A 19,530-nucleotide genomic window follows, 5' to 3' on the forward strand; every position below is an offset into this window, starting at 1 on the left:
GACACCATTCAAGCTCTGTAGGAGACACTCCGTGATTCACAATTCCGCTGCCTTCGCCCGCGTCCTCGACCGTGCCCGCGGCGTGCTCTATGGCCAGGTCATCGGCGATAATCTCGGAGCGCTGGTGGAATTTTGCAGTGCCGAGGACATCGCGAAGCGCTATCCCTACGGTGTCCGCGAACTTGCTGATGGCGGCACCCACAATATCGCCGCCGGTCAGCCCACCGATGACTCCGAAATGGCGCTGGCATTGGCACGCTCACTGGTGCGCTGCGAAGGCTACGATGCCGACGATGTTCGTGAGTCCTATGTGCGCTGGGCGAATTCCGATGCTTTCGATATCGGGGAGGCCACCACGGCGGCGCTGTTACGACGCGCGCCGAACCCGAATTCCCAGGCCAACGCGCGCTCATGCGCATCTCACCGCTGGCTATCGCATACTGGCGCAATCCCGCACGCGCTGGCGAACTCGCACGCAAGGACGCCGCCATCACCCACCCACACCCGGTGTGCATCGACGCCAACTCACGTTACGCATCCGCGCTTGCCGACGTCATCAGCGGTGGCCTCCACCAGCCGCGCCGCGGCATTGGCGTGGGGGCACTGATGGAGTGGCTGGCTTCCCAGAGCGCGCAGTGGGAGGCCGATTGGCAGGCCAGCGGTGCGGTGTTGGACAGGGGCGAGCCGGATTTCTCTGTGCATCAGGGCTGGTTGCGCTTTGCGTTGTGGGCACTGCATAAAGAACTGCGGCGGGTAGAAGACAAAACCACAACCTTTGAGGAATCGTTGGTCCGAGTCATTGGCCGTGGTGGCGACACCGACACCAACGCGGCGATTGTTGGTGCTTTTCTCGGTGGCGTCTTTGGTGCCTCTGCTATTCCACAGCGGTGGCGGGATGTTATTGATTCCTGCTCGCCGAAGCGAAACCGGCCTGCGGAGTACCACCCGAATGATGTGGCACAGTTGGCGGAGAAGCTGGTTGCCGTAGGGAACTAATTAGATAGTGCACTCACTAATGGGTAGACGTGTGTTTTGATGTCTTACCGTTTGACGATTTTTCTCCCTCGTCGTGGGTATCAGTTGTCTCAGCCATCTCGTTGGTCTGGTGATACCACTCGGTCAGCTGCTCCATACCGGATTCGACTCCCGCGGAGGAGCCGACGCCCTGATCCTTGTCAGTGCGTTCAACAGAGAGCTCGAAGTCATCGCCGTACTCTTCCAGGCCGCGTTTGACTGCGTTGCGCACCGCAGTCTTGGCGAAGGTGGTGCGGATTGCCTGCGGGTCGGTGCTGAGGTCTTTAACGAAGGATATGAGCAGCGCGATGATAATCACCGCAAATGGCATTGCCGTCAAGATTGTCAGTGACTGCAGGCCAGACAGGGCATCCTCGCCGCCGGTGAGAAGCATGACCACGGCGATGCCCATCATGAGAACGCCGAAGAAAACCACGACCAGCTTATTCGGCTCCGGATCGCCCTTGGAGGCCATCGTGCCCATCACCACGGATGCCGAGTCGGCAGAGGTAATGAAGAAGATTGCCAGAATCACAATCACCAGAGCAGAGGCGACACCGCTAAACGGCAGCTCGCCAATCAGGTTGTAGAGCACCTGCTGGGAAGAGGCAGAGCCGTCAAAGCCGGGGATGTTGTTGCGGGCGAAGTCGATAGCGGTGCCGCCGAAAATAGAGAATGCGAGCATCAGCACAAAGGACGGCACGATGATGGTCACCAAAATGAACTCACGAATCGTGCGGCCACGGGAAATACGGGCAATAAACATGCCCACGAAGGGAGCCCAGGCAATCCACCAAGCCCAGTAGAACATTGTCCACGCAGCCTGGAAATCGAGAGTTTCCTGGCCCCATGACAACGAGCGGGAGGACATATCCAGGAAGTTATCCAGGTAACTCAAAATGCTCGATGGCAGAAGGTTGATCAGGAACAGGGTCGGTCCTGCGACAAAGACAAAGAAGAGTGACAAGAAGGTCAGCATGATGTTGGTATTCGACAGAATACGAATACCCTTCGACACGCCAGAGACCGCCGAGATAATAAAACCGACGCTTAAGACCACAATGACGACAAGAAGTACCGCCATCGAGGGAGTAAATCCGGCGAGCGTTGAAATGCCTTCGCCAATCTGTAGCGTGGCAATGCCCAGCGAGGCAGCAGTACCGAACAGCGTCGCCACAATCGCCAAAATGTCAATGGTGCGGCCAATGGGCCCATCAGTGCGTTTCAGAATCGGCGTGAAAAGCGAAGATATCAAGCTGGCGCGGCCACGGCGGTACGTCGAGTAGGCAAGTGCGCCACCAACCAGTGCGTACAGTGCCCACGGTGAGAAACCCCAGTGGAAGTTTGCCTGGGCGACCGCTCGGTGCAGCGCTTCCTCAGTGTGTGCCTCCACCGTCAGCGGCGGCGGTGAGTGGTAGAACGCCAACGGTTCAGATGGGCCGAAGAAGTAAATACCGACACCGATACCTGCGGCGAACATCATGGCTACCCAGGAAAAACGGGAGTATTCCGGTTCCTCGTCATCCTTGCCCAATTTGATATTGCCGTAGCGGGACATGGCAATACCCAACATCACAATGACACAGATAACCATGGTGACATTGAAGAGCCAGCCGAAGTTTTCCAGGCCCCACGACAGCGCGGCCGAAGACACCGAGGAGACTGTTTCGGGGCTGGTGATACCCCAAACCACAAAGGCGATAATCAACACCGCGTTGACGCCGAAAACCAGCTTGTCCAGTCCGAACTTGTATTTCAGCTCTTCGACACTGAATCCAGGCACCAGGCCTGGGTGCATATTCGCAGGGTAAAGACCGATTGCGCGTTTAGTGCGCAGTGCACGGGCTCTATCCAGGGTTTCGTCAAGAGGGCTTAGTTTTTTCTTCGGGCGATGTTGTTCCGCGTCATCCACGCTGGATCTCCTCGATTTACTCGTTTTGTTTAGTTAACCCTCTTTTCCGAAGAAATTCTTCATTTAGATAGTTGGCGTGGGCGTTAGGGGACTCGGTGAGTCCAGCCCTCCGTGCCGTATTTGGTGTCAATAAGATGCTGCGCCGCAGCGAAGTCCTCGTCGGAAAGCGATACCTCGGCGGCGCCGTAGCGGTTGATGAATGTCTGCTTCATCGCGTCAATGACTTCGGCGCGGCTGGCACCCGTCTGGCGGCGGAGCGGATCGACGCGCTTCTTTGCGCTGCGCAAGCCCTTGTCGGCAATCTTGGCCTTGCCAATGCGCAGGACTTCCATCATCTTGTCAGCGTCGATGTCGTAGCTCATGGTGACATGGTGGAGCACCGTCGAACCACGGCGCTTCTGCGCGGCACCACCAATCTTGCCGCCATCGGAGGTGATGTCATTGATGGGGACATACCACGCATTGACGCCGAGCTGCGCGAGCGCAGCGATAACCCAGCGGTCGAGGAATTCATAGGATTCGACGTAGCTAAGGCCAGCGACCAGCTTCTCTGGCACATAGAGCGAGTAGGTGACGCAGTTGCCGCCCTCTATGAACATCGCACCGCCGCCGGAAAGACGACGCACCACCTGTACGTCGTGCTTCTCTACGCCCTCGGGTTCGAGTTCGTTGACGTAGGACTGGTAGGAGCCGATGACGGTGGCACGGTCTTCCCAATCCCAGAACCGCAGAGTTGGACCACGTTGACCAGAATTGACCTGGTCAAGGAGGACTTCGTCGAGGGCAACATTCAGCACCGTTGGCAGGACACCCGGCTGCAAAACCTCCCACTCCAAATCGGTGAAGTCGACAGCCTGCGTCAGTGCGCGGCGAACGACCTGCGCAATAACGTGGGTATCAAAGCCATGCAGTCGCACCTCGCGGTCGGATTGATCCTCAAAATCCTTTAGCGCCGCATCGAGGCGAGCCTGAAGGCGTTCCGTGTTGTCCTCGGCAGGTGCACCGAGGAGAGCGTCATTAATGATGTCGTAGGCCTCATCGGGTTCGAGGAAAAAGTCGCCCGAAATGCTTATCGACGAAATAGTGTCGCCTGTGGTCTCGCAGTCGGCGACAACCAACTTGCCGCCGGGAACCTTCATCTCTGAGTGGAATTTCTGTGCGGAGGTCATAGGTTTCGATGGTACTCGCGGCGGGCGTTACGATATCCCCCGTGTTTACCTCATCGACTTTGGATCACCGCGCCCGCAAAATTGTCGCGTGGGTTGCAGGCCTGAATCTTCTCGGCTTCTTCATTGAACTAGTTGTTGCCTCAGTTATTGGCTCCGCAGCCCTGTTTGCTGACGCTGCGGACTTTCTTGAAGATTTCCTCATCAACCTGCTGGTTCTCACCGCATTGGGTTGGTCGCTGGCGAGCCGTCGTAAAGCGAGCTTCGGCCTTGCCGGGCTGATTCTGATTCCGGCGATCGCGGCGTTCGGCACTGCCATTTGGAAGATGATTAGCGGTGAGCCACCAGAGCCGCTAACTCTGTCGGTGACGGCGATTATTGCGATGGTCATCAACCTGGTCTGCGCGATTTTGCTGATGAACCTGCGCAAGGCCGACAGTGCGCTCATGCGTGGCGCGTGGTTGGCGGCGCGTAACGACGTCCTGGCGAACCTGCTCATCCTCGCCGCCGGAGTAGTCACCGTTTTCTGGTTCAGCGCATGGCCGGACATCGTCGTGGGACTTGTCATCGGCGTCATTAATCTCACGGCCGCGAAGGAAGTTTACGAGCAGGCGCGTGCCGAAGACCCCGAGCTAGAGATGGATGATGACGACTAGCGCTGACTAGTCGTGGGAGGCAGGGGAAGGGGAGGCTGGGGCCTTACTTCCACATATCCTTCTGCCACTGCGGCTTATGAGCGTAGGTGAACTCGTAGTATTCCTTGTTCTTCAGCTCACTGGCTGCGGCTTGGTCAATCACAACCGTGGCCCGTGGGTGCAGCTGCAGCACGGAAGCCGGCATTGAAGCACTCAGCGGCCCCTCGATGGAGGCGGCGATAGCGTGTGCCTTTGCGGTGCCGGTGGCCAGCAGCAGGAGGTGCCCCGCACGTGAAATGGTGCCAAGCCCTTGGGTGACCACGTGGTATGGCACGTCTTCTGCAGAGTCGAAGAACCGGGCGTTATCCAGCACGGTCTGCGGGTGCAGCGTCTTAATGCGAGTCAGAGAGCCAAAAGAGCTGGCGGGCTCGTTAAAACCAACATGCCCATTGGTGCCGATGCCCAGCAACTGAATGTCAACGCCGCCGGCCTCGATGATCTTTCGCTCGTAATCCTCGCAGGCTGCGCCGATATCGTCCGCGAGGCCATCGGGAATATGGACCCTCGCCGGGTCAACATCCACGTGATCGGAAAACTCATTGTGAATCACGTGGTAGTAGCTCTGCTCATGCTCGATGGGCAGGCCCACGTACTCGTCGAGTGCGAAGAAACTGCAGTCTTTGAAGGTGACTTCACCAGCCCGATGGCGACGGATCAGTTCCCGATACGTCGCAAGCGGGGTCGATCCTGTTGCTACACCGAGGTTTCCACCGTTGTTGGCGTAGTGAGCGAGGTAGTCCGAAGCGATGCTCGCGATTTCGGCCTCAGAATCGACGATGATGATTTCCATGGTGGAACACTCCTGAAAACGAGGGCTCGTGGCAGAAATTGCAAAAGGTGCGAGACAGAGTACCAGTGACTCCACAACGCTAAGCGCTATAGCCCTATTCAGATGAGGTTAATCTGCCATGGGGTTAGACCTGTAATTGAGCCCTGTTTTTCCTGCGTAGGCTACTTCACCCAGAAGTTGCCGTCTTCATCCTTGTAGATGATGTCGCCAGCCTGAGCGACCTGGGTGTCGTTAACCTGAAGCTCAACCAAATCCAGCGTTTCGACGATTGGTTCAATGTAGACGCCACCGTTAAACCAAACCTTGAAAGCATCTGCTGAAGTCGAAGAACCGGAGAAACGGTGTTCTTCATACTTGTGCACTGGTGCAAAGGGGCAACCAATAGCCTGTGCGACAGCTGGAGAGGCAGCAACAGCGCCCAGCACAGTAGCGGCACCGATGGCGACAGCGGCGATAGAGCGAGAGAATTTCATGGTTAATTCCTTCCCGAGTCGGGGGGGGGATGACGGAGTTATGGGGATGCCGAAGTGTGCACTGTCGGCTGCTGTTGCTGTGGGCTAGACTGAGCCTTCTTTTTCAATGACAAGCATGCGCGCCTCGCCCTGCGGGTGCGCGACATGTTCGTCGCCGGCTTCTGCGAAACAGATAGTGCCAGGCGTTAATGTGCGTACGCATTCCTCTCCCGCATCGCGGTAGTGCATATCGACGGCTCCGTCGACAACCACAAAGACCTCTTCGCCATCATTGATGTGCCACTTGTATGGCTAATCGCTCCAGTGGAGCCGAACGCTTGTGGCTCCAGTCATAGTGACCACATCCAGTGCGCCCCACGGGCGATCAGCGGTGAAGTCTGCGGCTTCGATGAATTTCATGAGGCAATTCTATGCCGATTCAGTCCCGGATGGGAAGGCCGGGCTGAACGGCTGCTTCCCTGTATTTACCGCCACTCGGCAGTTGCCGGGTCAATGCCTTCCTTACGGGCCTGAGCTTCAATCAGCTCCAGCAGGTAGCCAGCATTGCCGCGGTAGTACCGATCAAACCGGGAATCAGCGACGTACATGCGAGCCAACAGAATCTGCTTTTCTCGACCAGCCTCGTAGAAGCGAGTAATAGAGGCCAAGTGACGGTCAACTAGCTCGGCCGCCTCAGCGGAACCGGGCTCGACGTGGCGCTCGGCGGCGTCGGCAAGCGCATCGGCGAAATCCTTAGCCTCTGCTTCCATAGCAGCCCACTCATTTTCGTCCATATTTTCCAGCACATGTTGGGACTGCTCCCACTCAGTGGTGTCGCCCCAGCGCTCCTCAGCTTCGGCTTCTAGATCCTGCCAGTCGCGGCCCAAGAGCTCCGCTTTCGTCTTTGCTTTCATGGTATTTCCTTCCTCAATCAGTTTGTCCAGAGACTGCACCATGTGGTGCAGGTCAGCGATCTTCTCGGTGAGAACAGTTCGCTGTGCGAGCAAACGATCTTTTCGACTTCTCGGGGAGGAATCGCCGTGGATAAACTCCTCGATAGTCTTCAACGGCACACCAGCGGTGCGGTAGACCAGAATCTCCAACGCGGTGTCGAAGTCCTCGTCGGTGTAGAGGCGGTAATCGGACCACGTGCGATACTGCGGGCTGAGTAGCCCGATGGCATCCCAATGCCTCAGCGTGCGCGTGGTAACGCCCAGGAGTTCGGCTGCCTCGCCGATGGTGTACTCGTTGTCGTTGTTGCTCACGGGAATCATCTTTCTGTTTGACGTCGCGTCAAGGTCAAGGCCTGACGCCGAAATCAGTTGAGGAAGTTTGCTTCGGCAGCCACAGGGGAGGGGCGGGGTCAGCCAACCTTCGGACTCCTACCGCAAGAGCCGAAGCCTGTTGATTGCCGCCGCAACCTCCTGGAAACGCGGTTCCGCGAGATGACCAGAGTTGGTGGACGCAGCTGTCGCATCGAAGAGCGAATGACAAAAGTTGTCGTATTCGCGCTGGATCAGCTCGGTGAGGTCAGTACGCCCATCGAGCTGCTTGACGACGGCCCCCAGAATCCGGGCAATGGCTTCTGTTTGGGAGGAATCCATCAATTGGCCGACAGCGCGCAAGTCAAGATTGTCCTTGCCCACCTGAATCAGCTCGAGACCACGCGCACGCGGTGGCTTAGGTGGTTTCGAGCCTCGGCCACGCCCATGACCACCGCGACCGCCACGCCCACCGCGGCCACCACCGGTAGGGAAGTCAGCCCGCAATAAACGCTCACCAAACTGTGCAAACGCAGGCGAAGGCTCAGCCGGAGTAGCCGATTCGCGGAGCTCACGGGCGCGCTTGGTGACGTCGTAAGGCGTGTACGCATCCATAGCAATCACGGTGTCCGCGACATCGATGAATGCACCAGAACCACCAGCGACGATGACCGTGGAGATCCCGTAGTCCTCCCACAGCTCGCGGACCCGCGCGACCAGTGGAGTGATCGGCTCGCGGTCATCGGGGATGAGGCGGCGCATGCGCTCATCGCGAATCATGAAGTTGGTCGCGGAGGTGTCCTCATCGATGAGCAGCACTCGCGCACCGGAACCTAGCGCCTCCATCAGGCCCGCAGCTTGCGACGTCGAGCCGGATGCATTTGCAGTAGAGAATTGCGTCGTATCGTCGCCAGAAGGCAGCCCATTGATAAACGGCGAGATATCCACACCAGTGATGGCTCGGCCGTCCTCGGCACGCAGCGCAACCGCAGTCTCGTCGGCGACTACAAACTCGCGGCCATCGCCAGCGACATGGTTATAAACACCCGTGACCAGGGAAGACAACAACGTGGACTTGCCGTGATAACCGCCACCGACAATCAACGTCACGCCCCGCGGAATACCCATGCCGTGCACGGTTTTGCCCGACGGCAGCTGAAAACTGTGCTGCAGCGATTCCGGTGAGGTAAACGCAGTCGCGCCTGGCTTCGGCAGCTGGCTATTGCCCGCCTGACGAGGCAACACCGCACCGTCTGCCACAAACCCAATCAGGTCCGCGTCCGCCACTGCACGGCGCAAAAAGAGCTGGTCATACTCCAATTCCGCGGCTGCCTCGAGCGCATCGATGGGTGCGTTCACGATGGCGTCGTCAAGCGCGTCCAACAAATCCTCACAGATCAAGCGCGCCGCCTCACGCCCGAGAATGCGTCGGCCGCGGGCGGGCAGTTGGATTTCTAGGCTGATCTGGAGGGCATCGTCATGCTTATCGACGTCGTGCGCATCCGCACGGAGCTCAGCGACAGCTGCTCGGCGCAAGACCTGCTGACCTGGGGAATCAATGAACAGCCCGCGACCATGCTTCTTCAAAGCGCGCACGAGGCGGCGGTTCAGCAAATCGAGCTCCGCCGTGCTGAACCTGCCGGGTTGTGACCGGGAGGCGCCGCGATAGTCCAGTACGGACAGCGGAATATGGACGCGTGCCCGTGATGCCGGGGCATAGGGGTCGGATTGGACCTTGTCGATAAACAGCGTCGCGTCCAGATCCGGGAGGTCGTGGGAGCCACGCAAAGATTTGTATGCACCGTAGCTCTTGCCATCGAGGTTGGAGAGACGCCGATAAAGGTCAGCGGGCATATTTCTACTTTCGTTGAAGATGTTAGATGTTCTTCCCGCGAGTGTAGTGGCTGAGGGGACAAGCGCGATTCGGTCTTTGACTGGCCTGGGCAGACAGCCACGTGCGGTAGCGCCGTTGCTGCGGACAGGTAGCGTAAAAGGTATGACGGATAGCTCGGAAGCTGCCAAACCCGCAGGGGAGAACCCAGAGTCGGTGCAAAAACACGCCAGCGCCAACGCCAAGCGCTACGTTTGGGCGCACGGTTTGCAGAATATTGGCGATCAAATCGTCGCGGCAAAGACGTTGTTGCCATGGTTGCTGCATTCGGCTGGCGCGCCGGGCTTCTTCATCGCCATGCTTGTGCCAGTGCGCGAGTCCGGCTCGATGCTTCCGCAGGCAGCGCTGACACCGTGGGTGAAATCTCGGTCTCGCCGCACCACCGTCTGGATTGCCGGGGCGTTGGGGCAAGCGGTCGCGGCAGCGCTGATTGGTCTGGCGACGTTGTTCCTCGAAGGTGTGGCGCTTGGTGTCGCAGTCATCCTCGCGCTTGCAGGCTTTGCGACGGCCCGAGCACTGTGCTCAATGGCCTCGAAGGATGTCCAGGGCCGTACGATTCCGAAGGGGCAGCGCGGGCAGATCAGCGGCCGAGCTGCGATGTTGGGTGGTGTCGCCGCAATTATCGTTGGTGCGGTGTTGTGGATCATCCGCGACAACGTCACCAAACCAATCGTGGCAGGGCTCATCTTTGTTGCGGCACTGTCGTGGGTGGCAGCGGTTTTGATTTTCCGCGGAATTGTCGAGCCCACCAATGAAGGTGACAAGGAAGAGCCGAATAAAACCTGGTGGCAGGACACCTGGCGGCTCTTTGCAGAGGATAAAAACTTCCGCGACTTTGTAATCGTTCGAAGCTTGTTGCTGGTCACAGCGCTATCTACGTCGTTCATCGTGACCTTGAGTGCGCAGGTGGGTGCTGATCTGGAAGCTTCAGACGGTAGCGGCGGGGGAGTGAACGCAAACGTCGGCATCTTCATGCTCGCTGCGGGTTTCGCTTCTCTGATTGGTGGAAAAGTCGCCGGAATCTGGTCGGATAAATCCTCAAAGAAGGTCCTGACCTACTCTTCGCTGGTCGGTTCGATTGTGCTTTTCCTGCTGGTCGCCAGTTCACACTGGCTTTCCACCAGCACCAATGCCTGGATATTCCCACTCGGCTTCTTCGCAATGTCGGTCGTCCACGCCGGTGTTCGCGTGGCTCGGTCGACCTATGTCGTTGACATGGCAGAAGGAGACAAGCGCACCGAGTACGTCGGAGCGGCCAACACCATCATGGGCGTTGTCCTGCTCATCGTCGGTGCGTTGTCAGGTGTTATCGCTAGCTTCGGTCCCGCGGCAGCTTTGATCTTCCTGGCGCTGATGGGATTGGTTGGTGTCGCTATGTCCAGCAGGCTGAAGGAAGTCTCGGCTCCGCGCAAGGCAGTTCTATAGTTCGTTAGAACTCTACGACCATCTTGCCGGTATTGCCTCCGCTAAACAGCTCGAGGAATGCAGCTGGCATGTTCTCGATACCGTGGCGAGTGGTGACATCGTAAGCGACCTTACCGCTGACGACCAGCGGAGCCATTCGCTCCTGGAATTCACCTGCCAGGTGCAGGTACTTGCCCAATACGAAGCCGCGCAACGTAATGCACTTGCCAATGGCCAGAGCTAGGTTGCGTGGTCCGGTCGGAGCTCCGGTGTTGTTGTACTGGGAGATTGCGCCACACATAGCGACACGGCCAAAGGTGCGCATCGCGCCGATGGCTGCCTCCAGGTGGTCTCCACCAACGTTGTCGAAGTAGAAGTCAATGCCCTCTGGTGCCGCCTTTGCTAGCTGCTCTGCAACCGGGCCGTCGTTGTAGTTAAAAGCGGCATCAAAGCCGAGTTCGAGCAGGCGCTTAACCTTCTCGTCCGAGCCGGCGGAGCCAATGACGCGGGAAGCGCCCATCTGCTTGGCGAACTGACCAGCAGCCGAGCCAACTGCGCCAGCAGCGCCAGAGATAAAGACGATGTCGCCTTCCTTCATCTCTCCGACGGCACTCAGCCCAACGTAAGCAGTAAGGCCAGTAAGTCCAAGAATTCCCAGATAGGCTGCAGCTGGAGCAACGTTGAGGTCAACCGGTGTTGCCTCGGAATCGGCAATAACAGCATTGGTCTGCCAGCCGTAAGAGTGGCGGACAGCGTCGCCAACCTTGAACTTATCCGACTTGGACGCGAGGACAGTGCCCACAGCACCGCCAGTCATTGGCTGGTCGAGCTGGAAAGGCGGGACGTACGACTTGACATCATTCATACGGCCGCGCATGTAGGGATCGACGGTAGCGACCGAGTTGGCTACCAAAATGTCGCCGTCGTTAAGCTCTGGCAAATCGACGGTCTCGAGGCGGAAATTCTCGTCAGTTGGCAGGCCAGACGGACGAGACGCTAAAACCCATTGCTGAGTGGTGGTGGGCAGTTCGGCTGTGGACGAAGCATTAACGGAAGTCACTATTATTCTCCTGTCGTGTATTCCTGGATTAATTGTCGGTTTAATTGTTGAATCGCAGGTTACGCCTCTTGTAGCCAGGAATCGAGGCGCTCAATAAGAACGCCCAGGTCCGCTAGCAAAGGCAAGTCGGGCAGTCGTTCGGCAATCACGTTGCGGACGCTTGTGTACCACCACAGTTGCTGGCTCGGAGTTGACCGAAAGCGTTCCCACAGAGCGTGCCCATCGCGGTCTAAATCCTCCAGAGTCTGGCTGAGATTGTGGAACTTATCCGCAGCGGCCACGATGAGGGACTCCTCGCTGCCATGAGAAAGCTGCTCCAGGTAGGCATCGGCACGCTCCTGCCACGAGGGCAGGGAAGAGTCTTTGGTGACGCCCTCGACGATCTCAACCACGCGAGGCCCGAACTCATCTTCCATCTCGGCACGTGAGTAGTTTTCCGGCACGTCTTCCAAAATGTCGTGGAAGAGGGCTGCCAACAGCACGTCTTCGTCGTTAGTCACGCTCGCCGCAATCAACATCACTGACATCGGATGGCTGATATAGGGAACGCCAGAGCCCTTTCGGTAGTGCCCATCGTGTGCGCGGGAAGCAGTTGCGATGCCGCGCATGAGCCTGCTGCTGGGGCGTGCTGAAGCAAAGGTGTCAGCGTTTTGCATGGGTATCCCGACCTTTCGTTGATGCTTGAAAAATAGCAGCGTCTAAGCTTGAACATCATGAACGTCGCAGAAGTAGATCCGCTCATCGAGTCGATGTACCGGTGGTCCGATGTCAGTGGTGTCCTGCTCATGGGCATCATCGGTGGCACCATCGCCCGGCAACGAGGCTACGACATCATCGGGTTCTTCTTTATTGCGTTGTTCTCCGCACTGGGTGGCGGCATGATTCGCGATGTTCTGATTAACCAGGGCACCGTCGCCGCAATGAGCCAGCCGGAGTATCTAATCCTGGCGTTTACCGGTGCGCTCATCGCGCGATTTTTCTATTTCAAAGGAAAGACCTGGGAATACGTTCAGGTCCACGGTGACGCTGTGGTCTCGGGACTCTGGGCAGCTACGGGAACGGTCAAAGGCGTCACTTATGGTCTGCCCATTCTGCCGTGCATCATGATGGGCGTTTTCACCGCCACTGGTGGTTCCATGATCCGCGACATTGTGACCGGGCGGGTACCCGCTGTTTTCGGCGGCAACCAGCCCACGGTCATCCCGGCCGTGGCTTGCGCGGTCATTGTCATCGGAGGCCACCATTTGGGGTTTATGGCCGTGTCCATGGTCATTGGTCCTATCGTCAGCATCCTGCTTTCGCTGCTGGGGTACTGGGGTAATTGGCGAGTGTCGGCACACTCGGAGTGGGCGCCACTGAACGACACCGCGGCGCAGATTGCGGTCCTCGCACGTCGAGCAGAGGGCAAGAGTCGCGAGGTTGGTCGACGTTTCGAGCCCGCACGCCTCCGCAGCTGGCGTCACCGTCAGATGGAAAAGGCGCTGCAGCGTCGCATTCAGGCTGAGGTTGATAGGGGAGTGTCTCGTTCCGACGCTGAGGCCAGCGCGGAGGAATTCCTGGAGGAGTTCAATGCGGACTTTCCAGCGGATCTGCACATGCCGACGGCACAGCAGGAGACAGTGCAGGATGACAGCGACGAATCCGATTTCGGTGTGGACCTATCCGGTGATTCCTATGATGACTACGGAGAAGATACGGCACTGCGGCAGCGGGAATACCGGGAGATGTTGGATCAAATTCTTGCTGACGATGAGGCGACCGATTTACTCGTCGCAAAGCTGATGAAGAAATACGAGCAGCGGGATTAGAGGAGCGGTAGAGACATGGCATCGACGAGTACTGCAAGCAGGCATTTTGGGCACATTATTAAGGAACACACCGTTGAGGTGCCCTGGGATCCTTTTACCGAAGCTGCGAATGCCGCGACATTTGAGCTTTTCGCCAGGGAAATCTATGCGCCAGGAAATGAGGATGCGCCGGCAATTGTCTATTTGCAGGGCGGCCCGGGATTTCCGGCACCGCGTCCGGTAGGTGCCAGCGGAGTAATCGGTGAGGCGCTGAAGGAACTCCGCGTCATCCTGCTGGATCAACGTGGAACAGGACGCTCGCATCGAATTGATGCGACCAATATTGCAGATGTTCCGGCCGAGCGGCTTGCCCAATTGCGTCAGGAATACATCGTCGAAGACGCGGAAGCATTGCGAAAGCATTTGGGCATTGCCAAATGGTCACTGTATGGCCAGTCCTTTGGCGGGTTTTGTATTACTTCGTATCTCAGCCGCTATCCGGAATCCGTGGAGCACGCTTATCTCACAGGCGGTTTACCTGTTCTGGACCGTGGTGCTGACGACCTTTATCGCACGACGTATGCGAAGCTGCGCACCCGTCACGAGCGTTTTTATCGCGAGTATCCGTGGGCCGAAAACCGAATTCGAGAAATCTGCGCGCACCTCGAGCAATCTGCAGAAACTCTCCCCACCGGTGAGCGACTGAGTTCTCGCCGATTCCGCACCATCGGAATTGAATTAGGCCGCGGAGATGGATTCCACAATCTGGCGTATTTGTTGGAAGAGCCATTCCACATTCGCAATGGCGAAAAGCAATTGCGCACCGATTTTCTGGCCGATGTAGGGACTCGCGTGAGTTTCGCCGACGGTCCGCTATACGCCGCGATTCACGAATCCATTTATGGTGGCGTCGGAAACCAGCCCACAACTAATTGGGCAGCTCACCGTATTCGCGAGGAAATCCCAGGTTTTGAAGAAAAGGCCAATCCTGCAGGAGACGAGCCGTTCTACCTCACCGGTGAGCACGTTTTCCCCTGGCAATTCGACGAGGACCCCGCGCTCGTTCCTTTCAAGGAAAAGGCGGAAGCATTTGCGCAGCACACCTGGGAAAGCTCGCCGTATGATTCCGCACGCTTGCTTGCCGACGCCCCAACCTCGGCAGCCGCGGTTTACCTCGACGATATTTTCGTGCCGTTCGAGTACTCCATGGAGACAGCCAACTGCTACCGGGACCTGCGGCCACATGTGACCAATGCATTCCAGCATGACGGCATTCGCCACGATGGTGCGGCAATCTTTGCCCGGCTCCGCGAGCTCGTCGAGGATCACTAGGCGAGTATCCGGGTGCTGCGGAAGACCTGCGCGGAGAGCTAGAAGGAGCCTAGACCTCGGCGCGCGCAAGTCGAGCAAATGCGCCGTCTGCGTTCAGGAGGTTGTCATACGTGCCGCGTTCGATGAGCTGGCCGTTTTCGATGACCAGGATGTCATCGGCCTCGGCCAGTGTCTGAAGTCGGTGCGCAATAAAGATGCAGGTCGCTCCACATGCGCGGGCATTGTCCACGATACGAGCCTGCGTCAGTGGATCCTGGTGGCTGGTGGCTTCGTCGAAAATAACAATCTTTCCGGCGAGGTGTGCAGCGAGGTCATTGGGCTTAGTGCCGTCGGCTAGTACCGCGCGTAAGTAGGTGCGGGCCAGCGCCAGACGTTGACGCTGACCACCGCTGAGCCGCTGCGCGCGGCGGCCAATGGGCCTGTCCAACGGCATCTCAGCAGGGTTGATGGCGGCGAGTTCGAGCGCCCAGTGCATCAGTGATTCGGGAACCTCGCAGCCATCAGGCGCGCCGAGACATAGATTCTCAGCGATGGTGGCCTCCATGAGAAAGGGATTCTGATCTGCGACAACAACCGTTCGGCAGACATTGGTTGAGCCGAGGTCACGGGCATTGTGGCCATTGATGATGACCTCGCCGACATCCGGATCGACATGCCGCTGGATTAGCCGGGAGAGTGTGGACTTGCCCGAACCAGTTGGGCCGACCACACCGATGAACTGGCCTGAGGCAATACGCAGATTGATATTGGTCAGTGCAGGGTTATCGGCGCCAGGGTAGCGGTAGCTGACATCGCTCAGTTCGAGGGAAGGGACTGAGTCGCCGGAGTTGGCCCTCGCGGTCTGCGCGTGGTGCAGGTCCAGCGACTCCGGCTGGTTCGGCTCTTCCACAGTCGGCGGCTGTGCAGCCAACTCCCTGATTCGCGTGACTGCATTGAGTCCCGCTGGAAGAGAAGACGCCAGGAGCTCAATCGAATCCATCGATGAAGCAGTTCCCGCCACCAGGGATGTCGTCACCAAAACGGCAGGGAGCATTCGGTAATCGGCGGAAAGAGCCGGGATACCAGCACAAAAGACAGCGATGCTACCGCCCCAAATCCGAAGCCCCGTCGCACCAGAGCGCAGTCCCGCCCGCTTGCCACCTGCACGCATCTTCTGTGCGAGCTGCTCGTCGAGCTCGCGCAGTCCCTGTAGCCGCTGCTCAGCTGCGCCGTAGACGAGGATTTCCTCCCGAAGTCGCAGCGTATCGGCAATGTACTGTGCAACTTCCGTGCGTGTGGAGTTTGTTGCCGAAGCCTCCGTCGTCGCCTTCTTCGAGCCTGCGAGCGCAATCACAAAGCCAGCCGCGAAGGTCAGCGTCAGAGCAATCGCAGGCAGTGCTCCGGCAGTCAATGCGGCTGTCACGACCGCCAGCAGAGGAATCAGTACCGCCGTCACCGCAGGCGCAATCGTGTGCGCGAAGAAGACTTCCACTCGGTCAACATCACGAATCGCAATTGTGTGAATCCTAGCAGTACCCAGTCCATCGGTTACCGCGGGCGCCTGCGGGATAAGACGTTCGACGATCCACAGCCGCAGCTCGCCGAGCAGCCAAAACGCCGCCAAATGCCCGAGGTACTGCTCGACATACCGCAGAATCGCTTTCAACAGCGCCAGCCCTGCAACCACGCCAATGACCGCCCACGTCCACTGCATGTCCATGCTTTGCGACGAGTCGGTTGCGTCCCACCTCGACAGCGCAATTGTGGCAATTGCCCAGGCAGGCACGGCCAGCATCAATGCGCCCAGTATGTGTCCAGCCACTCGCGCGAGGACAGAGGCACTGAGCGCCCCGCGAGCCTGTGCGGAAAAACGCAGCAACCAGATGATGTTGTTCATGTCAGCTCTCCTCGGTCAGCGCCCGTGCGTAGTACTCATTGCTTGTGCTCAGTTCCTCGGGTTTGCCCACAGCCACGATCCGGCCTTCGGCGACGACAATGACCAGGTCAACGTCCGATAGTGCTTCCATTCTGTGAGCTACCATGATGCTCGTGCGGCCTTCAGCAAGGCGGGTTAAGGACTCCTTGATGAGACCTTCCGTCCGACGATCGATGTCCGCTGTCGGCTCGTCGAGAAGCACAATCGGAGCGGCGCCGAGCAGACCACGCGCAATGGTCAGGCGACGTCGTTGCCCGCCTGAGAGCCAATTGCCCTGATCGCCGACCTCCGAATCGAGACCACCAGGGCGCTGTTCGATTTCGGTGAGTAAGTGCACGTCGCGAAGTGCTTTTCGCATATCGACGGCCGTTGCGTCCGGGCATGCGATGCGAAGATTGTCCGCGACGGTGGTGCCGAAGACGGCTGGTTGCTGGGAGATGAGTAGCGAGTTGGCGAGCAACTCCGGGGTTGAAAGCGCGTGGCCGTCGAGGCAGACTTCCCCGGAATGTGGCTGCAGGCCTGCGAGTACACGCAGGAGTGTGCTCTTTCCGGAACCGCTGGGGCCAACGATGCCGACTCTGCTGCCGGCTGGAATGGTCAGGTTGATATCGGAGAGAATGCGCTTTTCGCCGATGTGAACGCTCAGATTGCGGAGGGCAATTTCCGGTGCGTGCGGTGCGGTGGCCTTGGTGGAATGCGTTGTTGCGACTGTGAGCGCTTCAGCTCGGGGCTCGCCGAATACCTCCACAATTCCATTTCGATGCGTGCGCCCACCGAGGCCGATATAGAAAGTGCGGCCGACGCGATTAACGGGCTCGTAGAGCAGAACGGAGAGAAAAACACCTGCGAGAGCAGTGCCTACGCTGATCGCGCCTGCCTGCAAACGCAGCAGGACAAGGCCAATTGCTGTGGTCGACATTGCAATGCCAAAAACCGCATCGTTGACAATAATCATCAGCTGATTGCGGGCGAGCAGGGCAGTGAGCTCAGCCATCGCAGTGCGGGTTTGGCTGGCGAAGCGGGCCATGACTCGATCAATTGCTCCAAGAACTTTGAATGTTCCCAGCCCTTCGAGCATCTCCAAGTAGGCATGCGTGGCCTTCGCTTGCTTTCGGCGATACGTCGCATTGGATTTCCGCAGAATCTTTCCAGCGCCAATAATGATCAACGGCGTGAAAATGAAAAATAGTGCCAGCCACAAGGCGGTTTTCGTATCCACCCACAAAGCCCACACCGCCAAAATGATCAGTGGAGCACTAAACGAGGCCAACGTGGGAGCGAGAAATGTCGCTCGGTAATTCGCGGTCTGTTCGACGCTTGTGGTCGCGGCATCGAAGAGTAGGCCTTCGCCTGTGTTGGACGCGCTTCGGTGTGCGTGACCAGCTTTCCCTGCGCCGTGCCCTCTTCCATGCGCGTGCTTCGGGGCTTGTTCAGGAGCGGAAAACTCCGGCTTCAGCACACTGCCAACCACATGTGAGCGCCACAGCTTTTCCTGCTCGCCAGCAAGCCGTGGTGGCAATGCCTCGGTGACATAAGCACAGAGGCTTCCCAGAATGACCGCCACAATTGCAGCGGACAGGGATTCATGAAGTCCCCACTGCCCAAACCAGTTGCCGCCACTGGTGTCTGCGACACCGCCGTACAAACTGCTGAGAGCATCGAGCGTGTATCCAAGAGACACGGCGCTGAGAGCGAAGAAAAAGCTGCGCCCCCAGCTGGATAACAAAACCCAGTGCATTCGGCGGGGTGGGGAAGTCAGTGCTTCATGAATCCACATAGCGACGTGAAAACCTATTTTCTATTTAGCCAGTGCGTCAGCGATCTCACGCAGTCCATCGGGCATGTGCATTCCGGCGGTGCCAGAGGTCGTCTTCGCATCAATTAGTTGCACTCGATCATTCTTGACCGCAGCGACGTCGGCAAGCGCCGGATTATCCAGCAACTCCTGGAATGGAGCCGTGCCCTGGCCGTGGAAATCCTGAATCAAAATGACATCCGGATTCAGCTGCACAATTGTTTCCGGATCAGCGGGAACGGCACCCGGGCGCTTACCCTTTGGCGAAATCGGCTCGCCACCGGCCAGCTCAACGAGATTCGTCGTCGCCGACTGCATGCCCATAATCATCTTCTGACCACCGCGGGCAAACAGGACCAGCGTCTTTGGCTTAGTTGTGGAGTCAATTTCCGAGAGAATCTCTTCGGTTTCCGATTCAATCTTGGCAACCATCTCGGCCGCCTTATCTTCGGCTCCGAGCAACTTGCCGAGTTTGGTCACCGACTCTGCCAGCGCCTTCGGCGAGGCGAAATCACTGCTGGCAAACGCCGCGGTCGGAACATCGCTGGCACCCAGCAGCTCACTTGCCGACTGCTCCTGATCATGGCGGCTGGTCATCAACACCATGTCCGGCTCATAGGACAGAATCTGCTCCGGATCCGGCTTCGTGGAGTTGGCAATCGCGTTAGGCACCTGACGCGCCAGCTCAACCTGATTACCCGAGCTCTCATCGAGCGCATTCTTCGTCACCGCGACGACACGCTCTGGCCCAACCAGTTCCAGCGCCAGATCCGCAACTTCGGTCGACAGTGCAACGATGCGCTTCGGCTGACTCTGCACCGTAACGTCGTGATCGCCGACGGTCACAGTACGCGGCCACTGCGCCTGCTGGTTTGTCGAAGTTTCGCTTGACGACGGCTGCTGCGACGCCTCCTCCGAAGAGGAACAGGCGACCATCGCAGCGAGTGGAAGCGCTGCAATCAATGGCAGAGTGAAGGCCTTTTTAGAGTTTCGCTTCAAGGCAGAGATAGGAGAAGTTGGTGAAAACATGAAAGTACTTCCTTGCTTGTTGAGTT

At 58.2% G+C, this 19,530-nt stretch carries 16 protein-coding genes and 1 pseudogene; 5 read left to right on the top strand and 12 right to left on the bottom strand.

Annotation, left to right across the window (positions count from 1 at the left end; all coding sequences use genetic code 11):
* The first annotated feature begins 124 nt into the window (after positions 1–124).
* Positions 125–996: pseudogene (locus tag AB1Z34_RS04830) on the top strand (ADP-ribosylglycohydrolase family protein).
* A 16-nt stretch (positions 997–1,012) separates the two neighbouring features.
* Here AB1Z34_RS04830 and AB1Z34_RS04835 read toward each other — a convergent pair.
* Both AB1Z34_RS04835 and AB1Z34_RS04840 read right to left on the bottom strand, forming a co-directional pair.
* A complete protein-coding gene (locus tag AB1Z34_RS04835; protein WP_257877153.1) occupies positions 1,013–2,812 on the bottom strand; it encodes a BCCT family transporter in 1,800 nt (599 codons plus the stop codon).
* A gap of 197 nt (positions 2,813–3,009) precedes the next feature.
* Entirely contained in the window at positions 3,010–4,095 is a 1,086-nt protein-coding gene (locus tag AB1Z34_RS04840; protein ID WP_367157988.1) for a biotin/lipoate A/B protein ligase family protein, read from the bottom strand.
* 8 nt (positions 4,096–4,103) lie between these two features.
* Here AB1Z34_RS04840 and AB1Z34_RS04845 point away from each other — a divergent pair, with 8 nt between their 5' ends.
* Positions 4,104–4,748, top strand: a complete 645-nt coding sequence (locus AB1Z34_RS04845) for a cation transporter (RefSeq protein WP_101687689.1) — start codon at positions 4,104–4,106, stop codon at positions 4,746–4,748.
* 43 nt (positions 4,749–4,791) lie between these two features.
* Here the strand turns inward: AB1Z34_RS04845 and nagB are convergent, their stop codons facing one another.
* The 5 genes from nagB to AB1Z34_RS04870 all read right to left on the bottom strand — a co-directional run bounded on the left by nagB (position 4,792) and on the right by AB1Z34_RS04870 (position 9,145).
* Complete coding sequence (gene nagB, locus AB1Z34_RS04850; protein WP_187400407.1) at positions 4,792–5,577, bottom strand: glucosamine-6-phosphate deaminase; 786 nt, start codon at positions 5,575–5,577, stop codon at positions 4,792–4,794.
* Positions 5,578–5,738: 161 nt separating this feature from the next.
* Entirely contained in the window at positions 5,739–6,050 is a 312-nt protein-coding gene (locus AB1Z34_RS04855) for a hypothetical protein (protein ID WP_070595780.1), read from the bottom strand.
* A gap of 84 nt (positions 6,051–6,134) precedes the next feature.
* Entirely contained in the window at positions 6,135–6,326 is a 192-nt protein-coding gene (locus AB1Z34_RS04860) for a hypothetical protein (RefSeq protein WP_336621637.1), read from the bottom strand.
* Between the two features lie 188 nt (positions 6,327–6,514).
* On the bottom strand, positions 6,515–7,303 hold the full coding sequence (locus AB1Z34_RS04865) for a MerR family transcriptional regulator (protein ID WP_187400408.1): 789 nt from the start codon (positions 7,301–7,303) through the stop codon (positions 6,515–6,517).
* Between the two features lie 108 nt (positions 7,304–7,411).
* Positions 7,412–9,145: an ABC-ATPase domain-containing protein gene (locus AB1Z34_RS04870; protein ID WP_187400409.1), complete on the bottom strand. Its 1,734-nt coding sequence runs from the start codon at positions 9,143–9,145 to the stop codon at positions 7,412–7,414.
* A 142-nt stretch (positions 9,146–9,287) separates the two neighbouring features.
* Between AB1Z34_RS04870 and AB1Z34_RS04875 the strand changes: the two genes are divergently transcribed.
* Positions 9,288–10,607 (top strand): MFS transporter, encoded by a 1,320-nt coding sequence (locus AB1Z34_RS04875; protein ID WP_255465649.1) that lies wholly within the window; start codon positions 9,288–9,290, stop codon positions 10,605–10,607.
* A 4-nt stretch (positions 10,608–10,611) separates the two neighbouring features.
* On the opposite strand, the gene AB1Z34_RS04880 is transcribed toward AB1Z34_RS04875, so the two are convergent.
* On the bottom strand, positions 10,612–11,646 hold the full coding sequence (locus AB1Z34_RS04880) for an NADP-dependent oxidoreductase (RefSeq protein ID WP_187400410.1): 1,035 nt from the start codon (positions 11,644–11,646) through the stop codon (positions 10,612–10,614).
* 59 nt (positions 11,647–11,705) lie between these two features.
* Entirely contained in the window at positions 11,706–12,302 is a 597-nt protein-coding gene (locus AB1Z34_RS04885; protein ID WP_150960918.1) for an HD domain-containing protein, read from the bottom strand.
* A gap of 57 nt (positions 12,303–12,359) precedes the next feature.
* On the opposite strand from AB1Z34_RS04885, the gene AB1Z34_RS04890 reads away from it, so the two are divergent.
* The gene (locus AB1Z34_RS04890; protein ID WP_070767396.1) at positions 12,360–13,454 is read left to right on the top strand and encodes a trimeric intracellular cation channel family protein; all 1,095 of its coding nucleotides are present in this window, start codon (positions 12,360–12,362) and stop codon (positions 13,452–13,454) included.
* A 15-nt stretch (positions 13,455–13,469) separates the two neighbouring features.
* Entirely contained in the window at positions 13,470–14,765 is a 1,296-nt protein-coding gene (locus AB1Z34_RS04895) for an alpha/beta fold hydrolase (RefSeq protein ID WP_367157989.1), read from the top strand.
* A gap of 49 nt (positions 14,766–14,814) precedes the next feature.
* On the opposite strand, the gene AB1Z34_RS04900 is transcribed toward AB1Z34_RS04895, so the two are convergent.
* From AB1Z34_RS04900 to AB1Z34_RS04910, 3 genes are all read right to left on the bottom strand, one after another.
* The gene (locus AB1Z34_RS04900) at positions 14,815–16,641 is read right to left on the bottom strand and encodes an amino acid ABC transporter ATP-binding/permease protein (RefSeq protein WP_367157990.1); all 1,827 of its coding nucleotides are present in this window, start codon (positions 16,639–16,641) and stop codon (positions 14,815–14,817) included.
* 1 nt (position 16,642) lies between these two features.
* On the bottom strand, positions 16,643–18,361 hold the full coding sequence (locus AB1Z34_RS04905; RefSeq protein ID WP_367157991.1) for an ATP-binding cassette domain-containing protein: 1,719 nt from the start codon (positions 18,359–18,361) through the stop codon (positions 16,643–16,645).
* A gap of 117 nt (positions 18,362–18,478) precedes the next feature.
* Complete coding sequence (locus AB1Z34_RS04910; RefSeq protein WP_367157992.1) at positions 18,479–19,504, bottom strand: ABC transporter substrate-binding protein; 1,026 nt, start codon at positions 19,502–19,504, stop codon at positions 18,479–18,481.
* Positions 19,505–19,530 lie beyond the last annotated feature (26 nt).

It is taken from the genome of Corynebacterium sp. 045007, assembly GCF_040743205.1.
In the GTDB taxonomy this organism is placed as follows: Bacteria; Actinomycetota; Actinomycetes; order Mycobacteriales; family Mycobacteriaceae; genus Corynebacterium; species Corynebacterium jeikeium_D.

What these genes read in the sequence shown, in the direction of transcription:
- AB1Z34_RS04870 (WP_187400409.1), bottom strand. Translation starts at nt 9,145, where the DNA reads ATGCCCGCTGACCTTTATCGGCGTCTCTCCAACCTCGATGGCAAGAGC.
- nagB (WP_187400407.1), bottom strand. Translation starts at nt 5,577, where the DNA reads ATGGAAATCATCATCGTCGATTCTGAGGCCGAAATCGCGAGCATCGCT.
- AB1Z34_RS04865 (WP_187400408.1), bottom strand. Translation starts at nt 7,303, where the DNA reads ATGATTCCCGTGAGCAACAACGACAACGAGTACACCATCGGCGAGGCA.
- AB1Z34_RS04875 (WP_255465649.1), top strand. Translation starts at nt 9,288, where the DNA reads ATGACGGATAGCTCGGAAGCTGCCAAACCCGCAGGGGAGAACCCAGAG.
- AB1Z34_RS04900 (WP_367157990.1), bottom strand. Translation starts at nt 16,641, where the DNA reads ATGAACAACATCATCTGGTTGCTGCGTTTTTCCGCACAGGCTCGCGGG.
- AB1Z34_RS04910 (WP_367157992.1), bottom strand. Translation starts at nt 19,504, where the DNA reads ATGTTTTCACCAACTTCTCCTATCTCTGCCTTGAAGCGAAACTCTAAA.
- AB1Z34_RS04845 (WP_101687689.1), top strand. Translation starts at nt 4,104, where the DNA reads ATGGTACTCGCGGCGGGCGTTACGATATCCCCCGTGTTTACCTCATCG.
- AB1Z34_RS04890 (WP_070767396.1), top strand. Translation starts at nt 12,360, where the DNA reads ATGAACGTCGCAGAAGTAGATCCGCTCATCGAGTCGATGTACCGGTGG.
- AB1Z34_RS04835 (WP_257877153.1), bottom strand. Translation starts at nt 2,812, where the DNA reads ATGCACCCAGGCCTGGTGCCTGGATTCAGTGTCGAAGAGCTGAAATAC.
- AB1Z34_RS04840 (WP_367157988.1), bottom strand. Translation starts at nt 4,095, where the DNA reads ATGACCTCCGCACAGAAATTCCACTCAGAGATGAAGGTTCCCGGCGGC.
- AB1Z34_RS04855 (WP_070595780.1), bottom strand. Translation starts at nt 6,050, where the DNA reads ATGAAATTCTCTCGCTCTATCGCCGCTGTCGCCATCGGTGCCGCTACT.
- AB1Z34_RS04895 (WP_367157989.1), top strand. Translation starts at nt 13,470, where the DNA reads ATGGCATCGACGAGTACTGCAAGCAGGCATTTTGGGCACATTATTAAG.
- AB1Z34_RS04885 (WP_150960918.1), bottom strand. Translation starts at nt 12,302, where the DNA reads ATGCAAAACGCTGACACCTTTGCTTCAGCACGCCCCAGCAGCAGGCTC.